This window comes from Kineococcus sp. NBC_00420, assembly GCF_036021035.1.
Classification (GTDB): domain Bacteria; phylum Actinomycetota; class Actinomycetes; order Actinomycetales; family Kineococcaceae; genus Kineococcus.
This window is the reverse complement of record NZ_CP107930.1, coordinates 1,962,837-1,983,079: the sequence shown is the minus strand read 5'-3', so window position 1 is coordinate 1,983,079 and position 20,243 is coordinate 1,962,837. Positions and strand designations below refer to the sequence as shown.

Here is a 20,243-nt window from a genome sequence, read left to right as displayed (position 1 = left end):
GCCACGATGTCCGGCGTGCCCGCGCTGCCGCCCGACCCGACCCGCCTCGTGGGGCGCGCCCGGGAACTCGACGTGCTCGAGGGAGCCCTCGGCGCGGCCCGCGCGGGAGCCTCCGGGGCCGTCCTGGTCGAGGCCGACGCCGGGGTCGGCAAGTCCCGGCTCGTCGCCGAACTCGCCCACCGCGCGCGCGGGAACGGGGACACCGTCCTCCTCGGCCACTGCGCCTCCGCCGGTGGTGAGGCCCTGCCCTACCTGCCCTTCGTCGAAGCCCTGGAACCGTTGCGCGGCGACGACCCCGACCGGTGGTTCGGTGACCGCCCGGGCCCGACCCGTTCCGACCTGTCCCCGCTGCAGCTCTTCGACGCGGTCACCGCCACCCTCGCCGCCGCCGCCCGGGACCGGCCGGTCGTGCTCGTCCTCGAGGACCTGCACTGGGCCGACAGCGCCAGCCGCGACCTGCTGACCTACCTGCTGCGCCGGGTGCGGGAGGAACGACTCCTCGTCGTCGCCACCGTCCGCACCGACGACCTGCACCGGCGTCACCCGCTGCGGCCCGTCCTCGCCGAACTCGGTCGGCTGGCCTCCGTGCGGCGCCTCGCCCTCGAACCCTTCACGGGTGAGGAGATGCGTCAGTTCCTGCGCGACCTCCTCGGGCGCGACGTCGACGCCACGACGGCGAGCCGCATCCACCAGCGCGCCGAGGGGAACGCCTACTACGCGGCGGAACTCCTGCTCGCCGCGCCGGTGCGCGGTGGCCGCCTGCCGACCGCCCTCGCCGACGTCGTCCTCGCCCGGGTCGAGACGCTGCCACCCGAGGTGGCCGACCTCGTCCGGGCCGCCTCCGTCGGCGGCCGCCGCGTGCGGCACGACCTGCTGCGGGCCGCGACGGGAACCTCCGACGACGACCTCGACGCACGGGTGCGGACGGCCGTCGCCCTCCGGGTGCTCGACGTCGACGGCCAGGACGGCTACGCCTTCCGGCACGCCCTGCTGCAGGAAGCCGTCTACGAGGACCTGCTGCCCGGTGAACGGGTCCGGCTGCACGCCGCCTACGCCCGCGCCATCACCGGCTCCGCCGCCGCGACACACTCCTTCGCCTCCGCTGCTGAACTCGCCCACCACGCCCGCCGCAGCAACGACCTCGCCGGGGCGCTCGTCGCGGGTGTCGCCGCCGCCGACGAGGCCGAACGGTTGCGCGCCCCGGCCGAGGCCTGGCGACACCTCGAAGAGGTCCTCCCGCTCTTCGACGCCGTACCCGACGCCGCCCGACGGTCCGGGACGACCCTCCTCGAACTCACCACGCGTGCCTCCGACCTCGCGATGGTCTCGGGGGATCCCGGACGGTCCGCCCTGCTCGCCCGCGCCGCGGTCGAGCTCCTGCCCGACGACGCCGCGCCCGCGCTGGCCGCCGAGGTCCACCGGCAGTGCGCCACCGCGCTCTGGGGGTGCGGGCAGCAGGAACGGGCCATCACCCAGGCCCGCGAGGCGCAACGCCGGGGCGGCGACGATCCCGCTGCGGCGCACGCGGTCTGCTGGGCCACCGCCGTGATCGCCCGGTGCTACCTGAACCTCGACCGGTTCTCCGAGTGCCGGCGGGAAGCCGAACGCGCGCTCGCCCTGGTCGCCACGTCGGGCGACCTCGCGGGGGCCGAGGCCGACGTCCTCATCACCCTCGGCGGTCTCGACAACCTCGACGGCGCGCTCGCCGACGCCGACGCGCTCTTCGCCCGCGCCGCCCGCACGGCCGAGGAGGCCGGCCACCTCGGCACCGCCCTGCGGGCCCGGTACAACCTGGCCGTCGAACGCTACGACCGGGGAGACCTCGCGGGTGCGGCGGAGGTCCTCGACGACTCCTGCGCCTGGGCCGCCTCGGTCGGGCTGTCCTGGGCGCCCTACGGCCTGCAACTGCTCTGGCTGCAGGTCACGACGAGCTTCGTCACCGGGGAGTTCGACCGCGCGCTGCGCCAGGCCCGGGCGATCGGGCCGCAGGCCCCCCACCTGGCCGCCGCGGCCGTCGGCGTCGTCCAGGCGCAGGTCCTCGCCGCGCGCGGAGCCTTCGACGAGGTCGCCGCCCTGCTCGACCCAGCCTGGTCCGACGACCCCGAGGAAGGCCTCTCCGTCACCGTCGTGCAGGCCGAGGTGCTGAGCTGGCGCGGGGATCCGGCCGGTGCCGCCCGGCTGCTGACCGAGGCCCTCTTCAGCTTCGAGGGCATCGAGAACCCCGCCCACCTGCGCGGTCTGCGCCTGGGAGCCCAGGCCGTCGCGGCGCTCGCGGACGCCCGTTCCACCGACGACGCGCTGGTGCAGCGCATCCACGACCGCGTGCTGCACCTCGTCGAGGTGGGACAACCGCGCGCGGGGACGATGGGCCCGGAAGGTCGCGCCTGGCTCGCGACGTCGCACGCCGAGGTGGCCCGGTTCCGCGGGAGCGACCCGGTGGAGCAGGTGCGGGCCTGGCGCCTCGCGGTCGAGGAGTTCTCCTACGGCGACGTCCACGACCTGGCCCGGGCGCGGCGTCGTCTGGCCGAGGCGTGCAGCGCGGCCGGTCTGCGCGAGGAGGGGTTGCTCGCCCTCGACGAGGCGCGTCGGGCGGCGTCGGCGATGCGCGCCGTGCCGTTGTCGGCGGCGCTGGAGGACCTGGCCCGCCGGATGCGCGCCACGGCCGCTCCCGGGCGCGGCCCGCTGACCGCACGGGAGTTGCAGGTCCTGGACCTGCTCGCCGCCGGCCGCACCAACCGGCAGGTGGGGGAGGAGTTGTTCATGGCCGAGAAGACCGCCAGCGTGCACGTCTCCCGGATCTTCGCCAAGCTCGGGGCATCCTCCCGTGCCGAAGCGGTGTTGATCGGGTTGCGCGGCGGCTTGCTCTCCCGATCCGCTCCGGGTGAGGATCGACAGGAGTCCCACTAGCTCCACCCGAGCCCAGGAGTTCGCGTGCACCGCAACGCCGAAGTCGTGTCGCAAGCCCTGCACGCGGCCGGGGCGGGTGGTGAGGTCGTGGAACTGACGACGTCGGCCCGCACGGCCGCTGACGCCGCCGGTGCCCTGGGGTGTTCGGTGGGGGCGATCGCCAACAGCTTGGTGTTCCTCGCCGACGGTGAGCCGGTCCTCGTCCTCACCAGCGGTGGGCACCGCGTGGACCCGGAGCACACCGCGGCCGCCCTCGGGGTGGAGAAGCTGACCCGCCCGAACGCGGCGACGGTCCGGGCCGCGACGGGGCAGCCCATCGGTGGGGTCGCACCGCTCGGGCACCCGGCCCACCTGCGGACGGTGATCGACGTCGACCTGCTGCGCTACGACGTCGTCTGGGCCGCCGCGGGAACCCCGCACACGGTCTTCCCGACGACGTACTCCGAGCTGCTGCGCATCTGCGACGCCGAACCGGTGACCGTCGCGCCGTGACGGTCTGACCCCCGGAGACGGTCAGTCGGTGCCGGTCAGTCGGTGCCGGTCAGTCGGTGCCGGTCAGTCGGTGCGGGTCAGTCGGTGCCGGCCTCCATGGCCGCCCGGTCGAGGAGTTCGTCGCCGCTGCCCGTGCCGCGGGACGCGATCGCCTCCGCGCCACCGGCCTCCAGGGCCCCGATGAGGCTGACCTGGGAACTGCCGACCATGCCCATGCCCGCGTACTGCTCGAGCTTGGCGCGGGAGTCGGCGATGTCGAGGTTGCGCATGGTCAGCTGCCCGATGCGGTCGACGGGACCGAAGGCGGAGTCCTCGGTGCGTTCCATCGACAGCTTGTCCGGGTGGTAGCTGAAGGCGGGTCCCTGGGTGTCGAGGATCGAGTAGTCCTCGCCGCGACGCAGTCGCAGGCTGACGGAACCGGTGACGGCGTTGCCGACCCAGCGCTGCAGCGACTCCCTCAGCATGAGGGCCTGCGGGTCCAGCCAGCGGCCCTCGTACATGAGGCGACCGAGGCGACGACCCTCGTTGTGGTAGCTCGCGACGGTGTCCTCGTTGTGGACGGCGTTGACGAGGCGTTCGTAGGCCGCGTGCAGCAGGGCCATGCCCGGCGCCTCGTAGATCCCGCGGGACTTGGCCTCGATGATCCGGTTCTCGATCTGGTCGGACATGCCGAGCCCGTGCCGGCCACCGATGGCGTTCGCGGCCAGGACGAGGTCCACGGCGTTCTCGAACGTCTCACCGTTGATCGAGACGGGGCGGCCCTGTTCGAAGCCGATCGTCACGTCCTCGGCCGCGATCTCGACGGCGGGGTCCCAGAACCGGACGCCCATGATGGGTTCGACCAGTTCGACGCCGACGTCGAGGTGTTCGAGGCGCTTGGCCTCGTGGGTGGCGCCCCAGATGTTCGCGTCGGTGGAGTACGCCTTCTCGGTGCTCGCGCGGTAGGGGAGGTCGCGGGCCTGCAGCCACTCCGACATCTCCTTGCGCCCGCCGAGTTCGGTGACGAAGTCGGCGTCCAGCCACGGTTTGTAGATCCGCAGCGAGGGGTTGGCGAGCAGGCCGTAGCGGTAGAACCGCTCGATGTCGTTGCCCTTGTAGGTGGAGCCGTCGCCCCAGATCTGGACGTCGTCCGCGAGCATCGCGCGCACCAGCAGCGTGCCGGTGACGGCCCGGCCCAGCGGGGTGGTGTTGAAGTAGCTGCGGCCGCCGGAGCGGATGTGGAAGGCGCCCGTGGTCAGGGCGGCGAGGCCCTCCTCGACCAGCGCGGCCCGGCAGTCGACGAGGCGCGCGAGTTCGGCGCCGTAGGCCGAGGCCCGTCCCGGCACGGAGTCGATGTCGGGTTCGTCGTACTGCCCGATGTCGGCGGTGTAGGTGCAGGGAACCGCGCCCTTCTCGCGCATCCACGCGACGGCCACCGACGTGTCGAGACCGCCCGAGAAGGCGATGCCGACGCGTTCGCCGGCGGGCAGGGACGTGAGCACCTTGGACATGCGGAACATTATGCACAAGAGTGCATGTTCATGCAAACGTCAGCCGACCGACGGACAGGACCGTCTCACGGCGCGGCGATGTCACCGGAGCGGGACGGGACGGCGTCGAGCGCGGCCAGGGTCGCGGCGTCCAGCGTGATCCCGCCGACGGCGAGGTTCGCCTCGAGGTGGGCGAGGTCCGCCGTGCCCGGGATGAGGTGGGTGGTGGCGGTGTGGGCCAGCAGCCAGGCGAGACCGACCTGGGCGGGAGTGACCCCGAGGGCCTGTGCCGCAGCCCGAACCGCCGGTTCGTCGATCACCTTCGGCAGGCCCGGGAACGCCCCGCCGAGAGGGAAGTACGGCACCCACGCGATGTCCTCCGTCGTGCAGAGGTCGAGGAGGTCCTCGCTGCCGCGGCTCACCAGGCTGTAGGAGTTCTGCACGCAGGCGATCCCGACGGGCAGTGCCCGTCGCAGGTCGGACAGGGTGACGTTGCTCAGGCCGATCGCCCCGACCTTCCCGGCGTCCCGCAGTTCCGTCAGGACGGCGAGCTGGTCGTCGAGGTCGACGACCTGGTCGCCTTCGGCGATGAGGCCCGGTCCGACCTCGGCCCGGCGCAGGTTCACCAGAGGGAGCCGGTCGAGGCGGAGGCTCGTCAGGTTCGCCTCGACGCTCGCCCGGAGCTGCTCGGGACGCTGGGCCAGTCGCAACGCGATCGCGCCGCCGGGGTTGGGTTCGCCGCCGACCTTGGTCGCGACCAGGACGTCGTCGTCGCGGCGCAGTGCGTCGCGCAGCACGCCGTTGACGAAACCGTCGCCGTAGAACTGCGCCGTGTCGACGTGGTCGACGCCGCGGTCGAAGGCGTGGCGCATCAGGGTGATCGCGGCTTCGCGGTCGGTGTGGAGCCGCTCGAGCTGCATGGCGCCGTAGCCGATGCGGTGGACGGTGCGGCTCGCGAGCGTGGCGGTGCTGGTCATCGTGGGATCCCTCTCGGCGTGGGATGATGATCTGAAGCGGAGGAGCCTCCGCAGCGACGACGTTAGCACTGAACCGGAGGAACCTCCGCTTTGTCTGCCGCTCCTCGTCGTCCGCGCGCCGACGTCGCCCGCAACCGCGAGCTGCTGCTGAGCGCCGCCCGGGCGGCCTTCGCCGGTGGCGAGGCCGTCGCGCTCGAGGCCATCGCCCGTGACGCCGGGGTCGGGATCGGGACGCTCTACCGGCACTTCCCGACCCGGGACGCGCTGGTGGAAGCCGTCTACGGCGCGGAGCTCGACGGCGTCGTCGAGGCCGCGTCCGGGGTGCTGGCCGAGCTTGCGCCGGACCTCGCCCTGCGGGCCTGGCTGGCCCGCTACGCCGAGTTCGTCGCCACCAAGCGCGCGATGATGGACACGTTGCGGGCCGGCTGGGCCTCGGGTCGGATCACCACCCCGGCGACGCGGGAACGCATCACCGCGGTCCTGGCGACGTTCCTCGCGGAGGGGGCGAGGACCGGCACGTTGCGCGCCGACGTCGAACCCGACGACGTGGCCGCGATGCTGCTCGGGGTGTTCCTCTCCACCGCCGGCGGGCCGCCCGGACAACCCGTCCGCCTGCTCGACCTGCTCGTCGACGCCCTCCGCGCTGCCCCGCGGTGATCAGACGGCCTTGCCGGGGTTGAGGATCCCCAGCGGGTCGAACACCGCCTTGATGCTGCGCTGCAACGAGAGCGAGTCGTCGCCGAGTTCCCGGCGCAACCAGGTGCGTTTCAGCAACCCGACGCCGTGCTCACCCGTGAGGGTTCCGCCGAGCGCCAGGGCGAGGTCGAAAACCGCGCAGGCCGCGTCCCACGGCGGGCCCTCCGTGACCGTCCCGCCGCGTTCCACGACGATGATCGGGTGCAGGTTCCCGTCGCCGGCGTGGGCGATCGTCGCGATCCGCACCCCGGTGCGGGCGGAGATCTCCTGGATGCCGGCGACGGCCGCGGCCAGCTGCGACCGCGGCACGGCCACGTCCTCGATGAACACGTCGCCCGTGCGTTCCAGGGCGGGCAGCCCGGCCCGGCGGGCGGCCAGCAGTTCCTCGGCCTCGACGGGGTCGCTGGTCGAACGCCACGACGACGCGAACGGCGCCACGACCGCGGCGACGGCGTCGATCTCGGCCCGGGCGCTGAGTCCGTCGCACTGCACGACGAGGACGGCGGCGCCCAGGGCGCGCAACGAGGAACCCCGGGCCGCGTCGACGGCCTCGAGGGTGACGCTGTCCACGAGTTCCAGGACGGAGGGTTGCAGGCGGGCCGTCGTGATCGCCGAGGCGGCGGCCGCCGCGGCCACGAGGTCGTCGAAGTGCGCCGCCAGCGTGGCGATCGCGGCCGGTCGCGGCCGCAGCCGCAGGGTCGCGCCCACGACGACGGCGAGGGTCCCCTCCGAACCCACGACGAGGCTGGTGAGGTCGTAGCCGGCGACGCCCTTGACGGTCTGGCGCCCCGTCGAGACCTTCCGGCCGTCGGCGAGCACGAGGTCCAGACCGAGGACGGCGTCACGGGTCACGCCGTACTTCGCGCAGCGCAGCCCGCCCGCGTTGGTGGCGATGTTCCCGCCGATCGAGGAGATCGCGGAACTGGCCGGGTCGGGCGCGTAGAACAGCCCGTGCTCACCGGCCGCGGCGTCCAGGTCGGCGGTGAGGACGCCGGGTTCGACGACGGCGACCTGGTCGTCAGGGCGGATCGCGACGATGCGGTCCATCCCGGAGAGGTCCAGGACGATCTCGCCCGCCTGGGCGCTCGACCCGGCGGCGAGGCCCGTCCCGGCGCCGCGGGTGACGACCGGGGTGCGGTGCTCGGTGGCCCAGCGGAGGGTCTCGACGACGTCGTCGACGGTGGCCGCGCGCACGACCCCGTCGGGCAGGGTCGCCGGCAGGTGGCCGGAGCGGTCGGTGGCGACGGCGCGCCGGGACTCCTCGTCGGTGAACAGCTTCACGCGACCCCCTCGGCCCGGGGAGCCGGTGCGGCGCAGTGGGTCACGAGGTCCGCCAGGGGCAGGTCCAGGGCATCCGCGAGGGCCACGACGGTGAAGAACGCGGGGGTCGGGATGCGACCGGACTCGATCTTGCGCAGCGTCTCGGCCGGGACGCCGGAGGCGGCGGAGATCTGCGGGACGGTGCGCTCGCCGCGCGCGGAGCGGAGCAGTTCGCCCAGGAGACGACCTCGGGCGCGGACTTCCTCGGGCAGCGGCGGACGGACCATGGAGTGATACTAATACCGGGATAGGAATACCAGGTCCGTGACGAGCAGGAGGTCGACGTGGTCGAGCTGAAGACACCCCGCGAGATCGAGGGGATGCGGGCCGCCGGTCGGGTCGTCGGCGCCGCCCTGGCCGCGGTGAAGGAGCACGCGGCCGTCGGGATGCGCCTCGACGAACTCGACGCCGTCGCCCGTGAGGTGATCTTCGGAGCCGGCGCGACCTCCCCGTTCCTCGGCTACCAGCCCGGGTTCGCCGACTCGCCCTTCCCCGGGGTCATCTGCACCTCGGTGAACGACGCGGTGCTGCACGGGATCCCCGGCCGCTACGTCCTGCGCGACGGTGACCTGCTGAGCGTCGACTGCGGTGCGGTCCTCGACGGCTGGGCCGGTGACTCCGCCACGACCTTCAGCGTCGGCACCCCCCGCCCCGGTGACGCGGAACTCGTCGCGGCGACCAGGGAGGCGCTCGCGGCCGGGATCGCCGCCGCCGTCGTCGGGAACCGGATCGGTGACGTCTCCGCCGCGATCGGCGCCGTCGGCCGGGCGCACGGGTGCGGGGTCAACACCACCTTCGGCGGTCACGGCGTCGGGCATACGATGCACGAGGACCCGTCGGTCCCCAACGACGGCCGCGCCGGTCGCGGGCTCGTCCTCAAGCCCGGGCTGGTCGTCGCCATCGAACCCTGGTTCATGGCCGGTGGGAGCCCCGAGTTCACGACCGACGACGACGGGTGGACGATGCGCAGCGTCGACGGGAGTTCCGGGGCGCACGAGGAGCACACCGTGGCGATCACCTCCGACGGCCCGGTCGTCCTCACCCTGCCCTGACCCGGTCCCGTCGACGGGGAGTTGCGCGGAGGGGGTTTCGTTGACACCCCTCCGCCCGCTGCCTAGGGTCGGTCGCACACGCTGCGAGGAGGCAGACACCCCGTGCCCACGAGCATCACCGACGTCTCGGTCCGGGTCTTCGAGACCGAGACCCGGCTGCACGTCGACAGCGACGGTCACGCCCACCCCGGCCCCGGGCGCACGACGACGGCCGCGCTGCTGACGGTCCGGGACGGCGACGGGGTCGAAGGCCGTTGTCTCGCAGCTCCTTCCCACGCGGTCGAACGTTCCCTGGTCGAGCAGCACGTCCGGCCCGTCCTGCTCGGGGCGGATCCGTACCAGCGCGACCGGCTCTGGTACGAGCTGGCGAAACGTCGACGCGGTACCCACGGCGCACTGCTGGACCGGACCCTCAGCACCGTCGACCAGGCGTTGTGGGACCTGCTCGGACGGCGGACCGGGATGCCCGTGTGGCGGTTGCTCGGCGGGGTGCGCGACCGGGTTCCCGCCTACGGCAGCACGATGTGCGGCGACGACGTCCCCGGCGGGCTGAGTTCCCCGCAGGAGTACGGGGAGTTCGCGGTGCAGCTCCTGGACCAGGGGTACCCGGCGATCAAACTCCACACCTGGATGCCGCCCGTCCCCGGGGCTCCCGACGTCCGGCGGGACATCGCCGCCTGCATCGCCGTCCGCGACGCGGTGGGGCCGGACGTCCCCCTGATGCTCGACGCCAACCACTGGTACTCCCGGGTGGAGGCGCTCACCCTGGGCCGGGCCATCCAGGAGCTGGGTTTCGCCTGGTACGAGGAACCCATGGAGGAGTCCTCGATGCAGTCCTACCGCTGGCTCGCCGACCAGTTGGAGATCCCGGTCGTCGGGCCCGAGACGGCGTTCGGGACGTTCCACGTCCGTGCGGAGTGGGCGGTCGCCGGGGCGTGCGACATCCTTCGGGTGGGGGCCTCCAACGGGGCCGGCATCGGTGCGGCGATGAAGGCCGTGCACGTCGCCGAGGCGTTCGGGATGGACTGCGAGATCCACGGGCCGGGATCGGCGAACCTGGCCCTGCTCGGCGCGATGGGCAACGGTCGCTGGTACGAGCGCGGGTTGCTGCACCCGCACCTGGACTACGACCGGGTCCCACCGCACCTGAACTCGATCGTCGACACGATGGACGCCGACGGGTTCGTGGCCATGCCCGAAACCCCTGGGCTCGGCGACGACCTGGACCTGGAGCACGTGGAACGGCACACCGTCGCCACGTGGTGAGCAGGGACGGTCGGAAGAGCGTGGGGGGAGGTTGCGGTGTGGGAGGACGAGGACGAGTTCGCCTGCCCCAGTGGGCTTCCGCCCGAGGAACTCGGTGGGGTCCTGGTCCGGGCCCACGACGAGGTCGGGGGCGGGCGGCAGGCGGCCGTGGAACTGCTGCGACGCCGCACCGGGTGGTTGGCGTCGATGGACGCCGCGGGGTTCATCGCGATCGGAGCGCCTTCCCCGCGCGACCCCGACCAGCGACCCCGCGCGGTCGTCCGGTGGGCCGAGGCCGTCGCCGCGACGGAGTACGGCGGTGTGCTGCACGACGAGGTCCGCCACCCCGGGAAGGACCCGCGACTCCTCAGGATCGCCGCCGGTCTCGCCGGCGCCGGCCCCGTCGACCTCGCCGACGTCCTCAGCGGCCTCGACCACGAGACCACCCGTTACGTCCTGGCTGCCGTGGAGTCCAGCACCCAGGCCCACGTCCAGTACTACTCGCCGCGGTTGCCCGACGGTCGCGACGGGTTCTACGGCATGGGTGGGGTTCCGATGCCGCGCATCGTCGAGTGGCCGCTCGCGGAGCCGAGCACCTGGCAGCAGCCGGAACTGGCCCTGTGGCCGGCCCGGGTGGCCGAGGAGGCCGCCGCCGCGTGGGCCGTGGCGAACCCCGAACCCGAGGTCTCCCTCCCGCTGGCGGCGGAGGTCGTCGAGGTCCTGCGACACCTGCGGCGTCCCGGGGGGATGCGTGGCGGTGGACTGGGGCTGTGGGGACGCGGCGCGATCGCGCAGGAACTGCGCCGCCGGACCTCCCGGGAGCTCGCGGACCGGCTCGGTCTCCCCGTCCCGGAACTGAGCGCGCTGACCGAGGCCGGGTACCGGCGGGAGTGCTTCAGCTGGGAGGCCGGGGAACTTCCCGACCGTGCGGTTCCGCTCCTGCGGGAGGAGGAACACCGGCCGGTGTTCGTGTGCTGGGTGCCGCCCGGTGTCTCCCTCGACGAGGTGCCGTTCCACCAGGAGGTGGGATCCGGAGTGGCGACGCTCACGATCGTCGTCCGGCGTCGCGACGCCGACCACACCGACCCGGGACCGACGACCGACCTGCACTCCGCGGCGGGCGGGCGCACCCTGGTCCGCGTCGGCGGCCACCGGGTCGGGATCCAGCGTTCGGGCCGCACGTCCACCCGGTTGGGCTGGCGCCGCGACCTCGGGGACGAGACGGCCCACCTGGTTCTCGAGGTGCCCCTGCGACCGGTCGAGGCGTTGGACGTGCTGCTGCGCAGCGGGATCCCGTCGGCGAGGGGTTGACGTGGCGAAACCCTGGGATGCGGCGCTGCACGGCGACCCGCGCCGGTCGCACCCGCGGGCGCTCGGCGTGGGCGGTGAGGGGTTGCGGCTCAGCACGTCCGAGGACGCCGAACTCATCACCGGGTGGTTGGCCGACCCCCGTGTCCACCGCTGGTGGGGCGGCGAACCGGTGCCGCTCGCGGAGGTCCGGCGCAAGTACACCGGAGCGCGCGCCCCCGACGTCGTCGTCCACCTCGTGCTGCGGGACGGCGAGCCGGTCGGGTTGCTGCAGGCCTGGCGCGACCCCGACGGCACTGCCGGCCTCGACATGTTCCTGGCCGCGCACGCGCAGGGTCGGGGGACGGGCCCCCGGGTCGCTCGGGCCCTGGCCGAGGAGCTGACCCGTTCCGGCTGGGGGACCCTCACCGTCGACCCCGGGGTGGACAACGCCCGGGCGATCGCCGCCTGGCAGCGGGCGGGTTTCGTGCCCACGGGGGAGCGCGGTGAGGACGAGACCCTCCTGATGGTCTTCCGCCCCTGAGGACGGAAGACGTTCCTCCACCCGTCACGGTCGGGTCGACCCCTCGAGCACGCGTTCGACGGCCGCGGCGACCGCCTCCGTCGCGGTGTCGACCACCAGCCGGTTCCCGTCCCACGGCTCGAACTCCACGGCCTGCACGTCCTCCCAGGTGGGCAGCGGCAACCCCGCGATGTCACCGACGCGCTCGCGCACCCGCCGTTCGTGCTGCGCGACGTCGGAACACACGACCTCGACCTCGCGGAACCCCACGCCGGCCTCGCGCGCGACCTCTCGCCACGTCTCCCGCGTGATCGTCAACGGGTTCACGCTGTCGGCGACCACGGTGTGTCCCTGGCGCAGCAGGTCGCCCGCCAGGGCGCGCAGGACGTAGTACCCGGCGGGGCTCACGGGGTGGGTCTCGTGGCCGGAGTCGACGAGGGCCTGCTCCACGGTGTCCATCCGCAGGTGCACCGCGCCCGCGCGGGCGGTCAGTGCCCGGGCCACGGTCGTCTTCCCGCTGCCGGGCAGGCCGGACAGGACGATCAGCATCGTTTCCTCCTCAGGTTCCCGGACCCAGTCCACCTCTCCCCGGGACGGAGCGACAGGTTCCCGGTGCTCACGGGCATGTTCCGGCGTCTACGGTGCAGGGGTGCTCGGTGATCTGCTCGGCGGGAGGGTCCGCACGCACGTCTCGCTCTCCTACCTGGCGCAACCGTGGGGGATGCGGTTCGTCGGCGACGCGGGACTGACCGTCCACGTGCTCGTCCGCGGTGCGGCCGGGTGCGCCGGGGAGGTCGTCGAACCGGGCGACGTGCTGCTCGTCCGCGGCCCGCACGAACTCCGGGACGCCCGGGGAACCCTGCCCGGGGTCGTCGTCGAGGGTCCGGGGCGGAGTCGGGAACCCGGTGAACCCGCGGTCGCGGCGGGCGACCGGTGGCGCCTGGACCAGGCCCGCAGCTACGGGACCGCGCTGGGGGCGGAGACCCTCGTCGTCCACGCCACCTACCCGACGGGTGACGTCCTCGACCGGCGTGTCCTCGCCGCCCTCCCCGCGGTCGTGCGGGCTCCCGCACCACCGGCGCTGCGGGAACTCCTGACCACGGAGTCGGTGCGGGAAGGGGCGTGGCAGCACGCTGTCCTCGACCGTCTCGTGGACCTCCTCGTCATCACGGTGCTCCGGTCGCGCGACGACACCGGGTGGCTCGCGGCGGTGGCCGATCCCGTGGTGGGTCCGGTGCTGGAACTCCTGCACGGCGATCCCGCCCGGCAGTGGAGCGTCGGGGAGCTCGCGGGTCGGGTGGGCGTCTCCCGGGCGTCCCTCGCGCGGCGTTTCCCCGGTCTCACGGGGGAGCCGGTGATCGCCTACCTCCGGGCCCACCGCCTCGACCTCGCCGCCGAACTGCTGCGGACCGGCGACCGGACGATCGCCGCCATCGCCCGCGAGGTCGGCTACGCCGACGCGTTCAGCCTGAGCGCCGCCTACCGGCGACGGACCGGTCGCCCGCCCTCGGCCGACCGCGGTCCCTCGACGGCGCGGTAGGTCCGTTGCAGCGCAGCGGTGGCGGAACTCCCGAGTCGCTGCACGACCGCCACGTACAGGCAGTCGAGGACGAGCAGGGAACTCGCGCGGCTCGCCATCGCCCCCGCGCGGTAGGCCGTCTCCCGCCCGGTCGCGACCAGCGTGTGGTCCGCGTACCCGGCCAGCGGCGAACCCGCCGAACTCGTCACCGCGACGACGGTGGCTCCCCGGTCCCGCGCCTGCCGGGCGGCGGTCACGACGTCGACCGTCCGCCCCGAGTGGCTGACGACGAGGGCCGTGTCGCCGGGTTCCAGCAGGGCGGAACTGACGAGGGCGCCGTGCCCCTCGGTGCGCAGCCGGGTGAGGAGACCGACCCGGGCGGCCTTGTGGTCGAAGTCCGCGGCCAGCAGGCCCGAGGCGCCGATGCCGTAGCAGTCGACGACCCGCGCGGTGTGGACCGCGTCGGCGGCTGCGGCGAGGGCGACGACGTCCAGCGTGCGGGCGGTCGCGGTGATCGCCTCGGTCTCGACGGCGGCCAGCGTCGCGACGACGGTGGCGAGGTCGGCGGAGTCCTCGAGCGAACCGGTCAGCAGGGCGGCGGGTTCGTGGGCGGCGCCGGAAGCAGCGAGGGCGAGGCGCAGCTGCGGGTAACCGGGGAAACCCAGGGACCGTGCGGTACGCACCACGGTCGCCTCGCTCGTGGCGGCCCGGCGGGCGAGCTCGGTGACGGTCAGCTGGGCGGCGCCCGCGGGGTCGTCGAGCAGTTCCCGCAGGACGCGCGCCGCGGACGCCGTGGCCGAGGGCAGCGCGGAGAGCAGGCGAGCGTGCAGCGTCGTCGCGTCGTGCGTCGGGTCGGTCGTCGGGGCGTGCGCGGGGTCGGTCACGGAGCTCCGTCCAGCAGGGGTCTGGCACTGACTTTCACGAACGGCTACGGTCGTGTCAACTTCCTTCATCGTCAGCACCACGGAACTGGAGCAGCGCGTGAGCACCCCCCGGGGACACCTCGTCCGATCCGAGATCGCCGAACAGCCGGCCGTCGCCGACCGGATCCTCTCCAGCGCAACGGGGGAGATCGCGCGCCTCGCGGGCCTCATCCGCGAGGCGGCCCCGCGGGCCGTGCTGCTGACCGCGCGCGGCACCAGTGACCACGCCGCCCTCTACGCGAAGTACCTCGTCGAGGTCGGGCTCGGGCTGCCCTGCGGGCTGACCTCCACCTCGACGCTCACCGTCTACGGCGCGACCCCCGACCTGCGCGGGGTGCTGTGGATCAGCATCAGCCAGTCCGGCGGGTCACCGGACCTCGTCGAGTCGACCGCCGCGGCCCGTCGGGCCGGCGCGATCACCCTCGCCGTCACCAACAACCCGTCCTCCCCGCTGGCCGCCGCCGCCGAGCACCACCTCGACGTCCACGCCGGACCGGAACTCGCCGTCGCCGCGACCAAGAGCTACACCGCCCAGCTCCTCACGCTGTGGCTGCTGATCACGACCTGGCGCGGGGGCGACCTCACGCCCGCGAAGGCGTTGCCGCAGTTCCTGGAACGAGCCGTCTCCAGCCCGGACGTCCCCGAGGTCGCCGCGCGCTACCGCTTCGTCGACCGGCTCGTGGTCACCGCCCGCGGGTACTCCTACCCGACGGCGCGCGAGGCCGCGCTGAAGCTCATGGAGACGAGCTACCTCTCCGCCCAGGCGTTCTCCGCCGCCGACCTCATGCACGGCCCGCTGGCGATGGTCGACGCGGACCGGCCCGTCATCGCGATCGTGGCCGAAGGTCCCGGCGGGGACGCCATGGCGCCGGTCCTCGACGCCCTGAAGGACCGCGGAGCCGACGTCTGCGCGGTCGCCCCCGCCGGCCGCGCCCCGGACGCGACCGTCCGGCTCGACCTGCCGACCGGGATGCCCGAGGACCTCGCTCCCGTGGTGCAGATCGTTCCGCTGCAACGCCTCGCCCTCGAGATGGCGGTCGCCCGCGGTCTCGACCCGGACGCGCCGCGCGGGCTGCGCAAGGTGACGGAGACCCGGTGAGCACCGTCCTCGCGCGGGGGACGGTCCACACCGGGGGACGGGTCGTCCCCGACGGGTGGGTGCTGCTGCGGGCGGGGGAGGTCGTGGCCGCCGGGACGGGTCCCGCGCCCGCGGCGGACGAGGTCGTCACCGGCGCGCACGTCGTCCCCGGTTTCGTCGACGTCCACTGCCACGGCGGGGGCGGGGCGAGCTTCGGGGGTTCGCTCGAGGACGCCCGCACCGTCGCCGCCGTGCACCGCGCGCACGGCACCACGACGCTGGTCGCCAGCCTCGTGACCCGTCCGATCGACGACCTCGCCGCCACCCTCGACGCCTACGCCGACCTCGTCACCGACGGGGTGCTGGCCGGGGTCCACCTCGAGGGGCCGTGGCTCAGCCCGCTGCACCAGGGGGCGCACGACCCGTCGCTGCTGCGGGAGCCCGAGCCGGGCGACCTCGACCGCCTGCTCGGCACGGGGCTGGTCCGCGTCGTCACCCTCGCCCCCGAACTGCCGGGTGGACTGGCTGCCGTGCAACGGATCGTCGCGGCCGGAGCGGTCGCGGCCATCGGCCACACCGACGCCGACGCCGCCACCGCGCGACGGGCCGTCGACGCCGGGGTCAGCCTCGCCACGCACCTCTTCAACGCGATGCCGCCGTTGCACCACCGTGCCCCCGGCCCGGTCGGGGCGCTGCTGGACGACGACCGCGTCACCGTCGAACTCATCGCCGACGGGGTGCACCTCGACCCGCTCGTCGTGTCGCTGGCCGCCCGCCGGGCCGGCCGGGGCCGCGTCGCCCTGGTCACCGACGCCATGGCGGCGACGGGTTCCGCGGACGGCCGCTACCTGCTGGGAGACCTCGAGGTCGACGTCGTCGACGGGGTCGCGCGTCTCGTCGAGGGGGGCTCGATCGCCGGCAGCACGCTGACCCTCGACCACGCGCTGCGCTTCGCGGTGCAGACCGCCGGGATCGACCTCGACGACGCCCTCGCCGCCCTGACCTCCACCCCCGCCCGGGTGCTGGGCCGCACCGACGTCGGGCACCTGGAACCCGGTGCCCGCGGGGGAGCCGTCGTCCTCGACGCCGACCTGACCCTCCAGCGCGTGCTCTGAGTCCTCAGAGGCCGCCGATGGGGGGCTCCCCGGTCTCCGGGACGAGGATCGGGGTGTCCGCGTCGAGGGTCTCGCCCCGGAAGAACGCGCGCAGCCGTGTCGCGCAGAGCAGCATCAGCGGGACGCCCAGCACGAGCATGCCGACGCCGATGACGAACACCCCGCCGAGCGGGCCGAACTGGGTGTAGCCGTAGTCCGGGGCGAGCATGTCCACGCAGCTCTGGACGAAGGCCCAGAGCATCGCGATCCCGCCGAGCGCGGGCAGCAGACCCCGCAGCAGGAAGTCCCGGGCGGACCGGTTCAGGGTGCGGCGGAAGTACCAGACGCAGGCGAACGCCGTGATGCCGTAGTAGAAGGCGACGGCCAGCCCCAGCGAGGCTATCGAGTCCTGCAGGGCGTTCTGGCTCACCAGGCTGAGGACGAGGTAGAACGCGACGGCCGCGGCCCCCATCACCACCGTCCCGAAGGACGGCGTCCTGAACTTCGGGTGCACCTTCGCGAACCGTTGCGGTAGAGCGCCGTAGACGGCCATCGACAACGTCCCGCGCGCCGTCGGCAGGATGGTCGTCTGGGTCGAGGAGGCCGCCGAGATCGCGACCGTGAACAGCAGCAACCCCGACATCACCGCCCCGCCGACCGGGTCGCCGAGCAGGGTGAGGACGTCGTCGGCGTTCTCCTCGTTCGCCAGCCCGATGCCGCTCGTCCCGAAACCGGCGTAGGCCTGCACCGCCACGGCCACCAGGACGTAGGTCACGACGAGGATCACCGTCGCGAGCAGCGCCGCCCGTCCGGGGGTCCGGTCGGCGTCCTTCGTCTCCTCGCTCACCGCGAGGCAGGCGTCCCAGCCCCAGTAGATGAAGATGCAGAGGATCACGGCTTCGGCCAGCGCCGAACCGCTCACGCCGAAGGGGCTGAACCAGTCCCACGACGGGTGCACCGCCTGGGCGCCCGCCCCGCCGGAGTAGACCAGGTACAGGGCGCCGATCGAGATGATCCCCAGCACCGCGAACTGCACGAGGATCAGCACGTTCTGGATCCGCTCGGAGATGGTGATCCCGCGGTAGCTGACCCAGGTCATCCCGACGATGAACGCCAGGCCGAGGCCGACCCGGACGAACAGGTTCTCCGACGCGGCGTCCAGGCCGAGCAGGCGCAGCGTGTAGACCGCGGAGATCTCCGCGACGTTGGCGAGCACGATGATCGCGGACACCGCGACCCCCCAGCCGCCCATCCACCCGACCCACGGCCCGAACGCCTTGGTGCCCCAGGTGAACGTCGTCCCGCAGTCCGGAGCGGCGCGGTTCAGCTCGCGGTAGGCGATCGCGACCAGCAGCATCGGGACGAACGCGACCAGGAACATCGCCGGGGCCTTGTCGTGCACCGCGAGCACCACGTACCCCAGCGTCGCCGCCAGGCTGTAGGCCGGTGCCGTCGCGCCGAGGCCGATGACGGTGTTGCCCCACAACCCCAGGGCGCCGGACTGCAGGCCCTTCCCGGAGGGTGCGGCGGTGGGGTGGTCGGTTGCTGCCACGGGGGCTCCTTGCGGGCTTTCAGGGTCGAGAACCCGGAGACACTAGCAGTCCCAGGGGGTCTCACCACGGAATCCGTGGTGAACCGGGAGGCACGCGACGGAGAACGCCGGTCGAGCTTGTAGGGGGTGCGGGATGCGGTCACACTGTGGCTCCGACGCCCCGCCCAGGAGGACCCCGACGTGCCTGCGCACCCGCTCACCCCCCTCCGCGAGGAGGAGTTCCGCCGCAACCTCGACGTGCTCCGCGCCGAGAGCCGCCTGACCCCCTCGATGCGCTTCGCCGGGGTCGTGCTGGCGGAACCGCCGAAGGAACGGGTGCTGGCCTGGGAGCCCGGTGACCCCGTCGAGCGCCGGGCGCGCTCCACGGTCTGGGACCGCGCCGACAACCGCACCTACGACGTGCTGGTCGAGCTCGAGGGCGGGGTGGTCGAACGGTTCGAGCCCCTGCCCGGGATCACGCCGAACTTCACCCTCGACGAGTTCCACGAGGTCGCCGAGGCGCTCATCGCGGAACCCCGCGTGATCGCGGCGCTCGCGGCGCGGGGCATCACCGACCTGTCCCTGGTCCTGCTCGACACCTGGACCTACGGCGCGGCCGTCATGCCCCCGCAGTGGCGCGACCGCCGCCTCGGGTGGGTCGACGTCTGGGTGCGCGAGACCCCGAACGGGAACCCCTACGCCCACCCCGTGAGCGGGCTCAAGTTCGTCGTCGACGTGAACACGTTCGAACTGCTGTCCGTCGACGAGGACGTCGCGGCGCCGGCGGCCCCCGTGATGGGGGAGTACGTGCCCGAACTCGTCCCCGGACTCGTCCCGCGGGAACCGTTGCAGCCCCTGGAGATCACCCAACCGGACGGCCCGTCGTTCACGATCTCCGACGACGGGGAGCTCCGCTGGGCGCAGTGGTCGTTGCGGCTCGGCTTCACCCACCGCGAGGGGCTCGTCCTGCACCAGCTCGCCTGGGACGACGGCAGCGGGCGACGCGAGATCGGCTACCGCCTGTCCTTCGCCGAGATGGTCGTGCCCTACCGCGACGCGAGCTTCGACCACCGCCGCCGCACGGCCTACGACATCGGCGAGTGGGGCCTCGGGTACATGACGACCTCGCTCGAACTGGGCTGCGACTGCCTCGGGGAGATCCGCTACCTCGACGCGGTCCTCTCCGACTCCCGGGGGGAGCCGTACTCCGTGCCGCAGGCGATCTGCCTGCACGAGGAGGACGACGGCGTCCTGTGGAAGCACGTCGACGAGAACGCCGGCGCGGAGGTCCGCCGGTCGCGACGGATGGTCGTCTCCTTCCACGCGACCGTCGCGAACTACGAGTACCTCGTCTACTGGCGGCTCTACCTCGACGGCACGATCGAGTGCGAGGTGCGAGCGACCGGGATCATGGTGACGACCCCGTTGCCGGAGGGGGCCGCCACCCCGTCGACGGGAACCCTCGTCGACCAGCGGACCTACGCCCCGATCCACCAGCACTTCCTCGTCGCCCGCCTCGACCTCGACGTCGACGGCCGGCGGAACACGGTGCACGAGGTCGACACCCACGTCGTGGCGACCGGCCCGGACAACCCGCACGGGCTCGCGCTCGCGACGACCGCGACACCGGTCCGTTCCGAGCGCGAGGCGGGCCGCGACGTCGACTGGCAGCGCCAGCGGGTCTGGAAGGTCGTGAGTTCCGACCGGCGGAACTCCCTGGGGACCCCGACGGCTTACGCCCTGCACACCCCGAACGCGTTGCCGCACCTGTTCGCACCCGATGCGCCGCAGTTCCTGCGGGCCCCCGTCATCGGGCACGACGTGTGGGTCACCCGCCACCACGACGACGAGCTGTGGCCGGCCGGTGACCACCCGACGCAGAGTTCCGAGGACCTCGGGATGACCCGCTGGACCGCCGACGACGAACCGCTGGTGGACACCGACGTCGTGCTCTGGCACGTCTTCGGCATCCACCACGTTCCCCGTCCCGAGGACTGGCCGGTCATGCCCGTGGACGTCGTCTCGTTCTCGCTGACCCCGTCGGGGTTCTTCGACCGCAACCCCACCCTCGACCTGCCGCGGAGCCCGTCCGGGCACTGCCACCCGCCCGCCACCGGCAAACCCTGAGCC

The 20,243-nt window shown here is 73.5% G+C and carries 18 protein-coding genes; 11 read left to right on the top strand and 7 right to left on the bottom strand.

All coding sequences use genetic code 11. The annotated features are described in order from the left end of the window. Positions 1–15 precede the first annotated feature (15 nt). Positions 16–2,907, top strand: coding sequence for a helix-turn-helix transcriptional regulator (locus OG218_RS09655; RefSeq protein ID WP_328293002.1), 2,892 nt, complete (start codon positions 16–18; stop codon positions 2,905–2,907). A 24-nt stretch (positions 2,908–2,931) separates the two neighbouring features. Beyond that, positions 2,932–3,399, top strand: a complete 468-nt coding sequence (locus tag OG218_RS09650; RefSeq protein WP_328293001.1) for a YbaK/EbsC family protein — start codon at positions 2,932–2,934, stop codon at positions 3,397–3,399. A 77-nt stretch (positions 3,400–3,476) separates the two neighbouring features. On the opposite strand, the gene argG is transcribed toward OG218_RS09650, so the two are convergent. After that, positions 3,477–4,889 (bottom strand): argininosuccinate synthase, encoded by a 1,413-nt coding sequence (gene argG, locus OG218_RS09645; protein WP_328293000.1) that lies wholly within the window; start codon positions 4,887–4,889, stop codon positions 3,477–3,479. Positions 4,890–4,954: 65 nt separating this feature from the next. Further along, entirely contained in the window at positions 4,955–5,845 is an 891-nt protein-coding gene (locus tag OG218_RS09640) for an aldo/keto reductase (RefSeq protein ID WP_328292999.1), read from the bottom strand. A 90-nt stretch (positions 5,846–5,935) separates the two neighbouring features. On the opposite strand from OG218_RS09640, the gene OG218_RS09635 reads away from it, so the two are divergent. Continuing rightward, the gene (locus tag OG218_RS09635) at positions 5,936–6,502 is read left to right on the top strand and encodes a TetR/AcrR family transcriptional regulator (RefSeq protein WP_328292998.1); all 567 of its coding nucleotides are present in this window, start codon (positions 5,936–5,938) and stop codon (positions 6,500–6,502) included. Here OG218_RS09635 and OG218_RS09630 read toward each other — a convergent pair whose 3' ends face one another. Next, positions 6,503–7,822, bottom strand: coding sequence for an FAD-binding oxidoreductase (locus OG218_RS09630; protein ID WP_328292997.1), 1,320 nt, complete (start codon positions 7,820–7,822; stop codon positions 6,503–6,505). After that, positions 7,819–8,088: a helix-turn-helix domain-containing protein gene (locus OG218_RS09625; protein ID WP_328292996.1), complete on the bottom strand. Its 270-nt coding sequence runs from the start codon at positions 8,086–8,088 to the stop codon at positions 7,819–7,821. The genes OG218_RS09630 and OG218_RS09625 overlap by 4 nt, the downstream gene beginning before the upstream one ends. 57 nt (positions 8,089–8,145) lie before the next feature. Between OG218_RS09625 and map the strand changes: the two genes are divergently transcribed. The 4 genes from map to OG218_RS09605 all read left to right on the top strand — a co-directional run bounded on the left by map (position 8,146) and on the right by OG218_RS09605 (position 11,989). Further along, positions 8,146–8,913 (top strand): type I methionyl aminopeptidase, encoded by a 768-nt coding sequence (gene map, locus OG218_RS09620; protein WP_328292995.1) that lies wholly within the window; start codon positions 8,146–8,148, stop codon positions 8,911–8,913. Between the two features lie 102 nt (positions 8,914–9,015). Next, positions 9,016–10,179: an enolase C-terminal domain-like protein gene (locus OG218_RS09615; RefSeq protein WP_328292994.1), complete on the top strand. Its 1,164-nt coding sequence runs from the start codon at positions 9,016–9,018 to the stop codon at positions 10,177–10,179. 36 nt (positions 10,180–10,215) lie between these two features. After that, positions 10,216–11,469: a hypothetical protein gene (locus tag OG218_RS09610; protein ID WP_328292993.1), complete on the top strand. Its 1,254-nt coding sequence runs from the start codon at positions 10,216–10,218 to the stop codon at positions 11,467–11,469. 1 nt (position 11,470) lies between these two features. Next, complete coding sequence (locus OG218_RS09605; RefSeq protein ID WP_328292992.1) at positions 11,471–11,989, top strand: GNAT family N-acetyltransferase; 519 nt, start codon at positions 11,471–11,473, stop codon at positions 11,987–11,989. Between the two features lie 24 nt (positions 11,990–12,013). Here OG218_RS09605 and OG218_RS09600 read toward each other — a convergent pair whose 3' ends face one another. Further along, positions 12,014–12,517: an AAA family ATPase gene (locus OG218_RS09600; protein WP_328292991.1), complete on the bottom strand. Its 504-nt coding sequence runs from the start codon at positions 12,515–12,517 to the stop codon at positions 12,014–12,016. A gap of 100 nt (positions 12,518–12,617) precedes the next feature. On the opposite strand from OG218_RS09600, the gene OG218_RS09595 reads away from it, so the two are divergent. Continuing rightward, positions 12,618–13,508 (top strand): helix-turn-helix transcriptional regulator, encoded by an 891-nt coding sequence (locus tag OG218_RS09595; RefSeq protein ID WP_328292990.1) that lies wholly within the window; start codon positions 12,618–12,620, stop codon positions 13,506–13,508. Here OG218_RS09595 and OG218_RS09590 read toward each other — a convergent pair. Next, positions 13,448–14,371 carry a MurR/RpiR family transcriptional regulator gene (locus OG218_RS09590; RefSeq protein ID WP_328292989.1) on the bottom strand — a complete coding sequence of 308 codons (924 nt, stop codon included), beginning with the start codon at positions 14,369–14,371 and terminating at the stop codon, positions 13,448–13,450. The genes OG218_RS09595 and OG218_RS09590 overlap by 61 nt on opposite strands. A gap of 97 nt (positions 14,372–14,468) precedes the next feature. Between OG218_RS09590 and OG218_RS09585 the strand changes: the two genes are divergently transcribed. Together OG218_RS09585 and nagA are read left to right on the top strand one after the other, a co-directional pair. Next, positions 14,469–15,509: an SIS domain-containing protein gene (locus tag OG218_RS09585; protein ID WP_328292988.1), complete on the top strand. Its 1,041-nt coding sequence runs from the start codon at positions 14,469–14,471 to the stop codon at positions 15,507–15,509. Beyond that, entirely contained in the window at positions 15,506–16,603 is a 1,098-nt protein-coding gene (nagA, locus tag OG218_RS09580; protein WP_328292987.1) for an N-acetylglucosamine-6-phosphate deacetylase, read from the top strand. Before OG218_RS09585 ends, nagA begins: the two co-directional genes overlap by 4 nt. A gap of 4 nt (positions 16,604–16,607) precedes the next feature. Here nagA and OG218_RS09575 read toward each other — a convergent pair whose 3' ends face one another. After that, entirely contained in the window at positions 16,608–18,134 is a 1,527-nt protein-coding gene (locus OG218_RS09575; protein WP_328292986.1) for an APC family permease, read from the bottom strand. A gap of 144 nt (positions 18,135–18,278) precedes the next feature. Here OG218_RS09575 and OG218_RS09570 point away from each other — a divergent pair, with 144 nt between their 5' ends. Next, positions 18,279–20,240, top strand: a complete 1,962-nt coding sequence (locus OG218_RS09570; protein WP_442906478.1) for a primary-amine oxidase — start codon at positions 18,279–18,281, stop codon at positions 20,238–20,240. Positions 20,241–20,243: the final 3 nt, after the last annotated feature.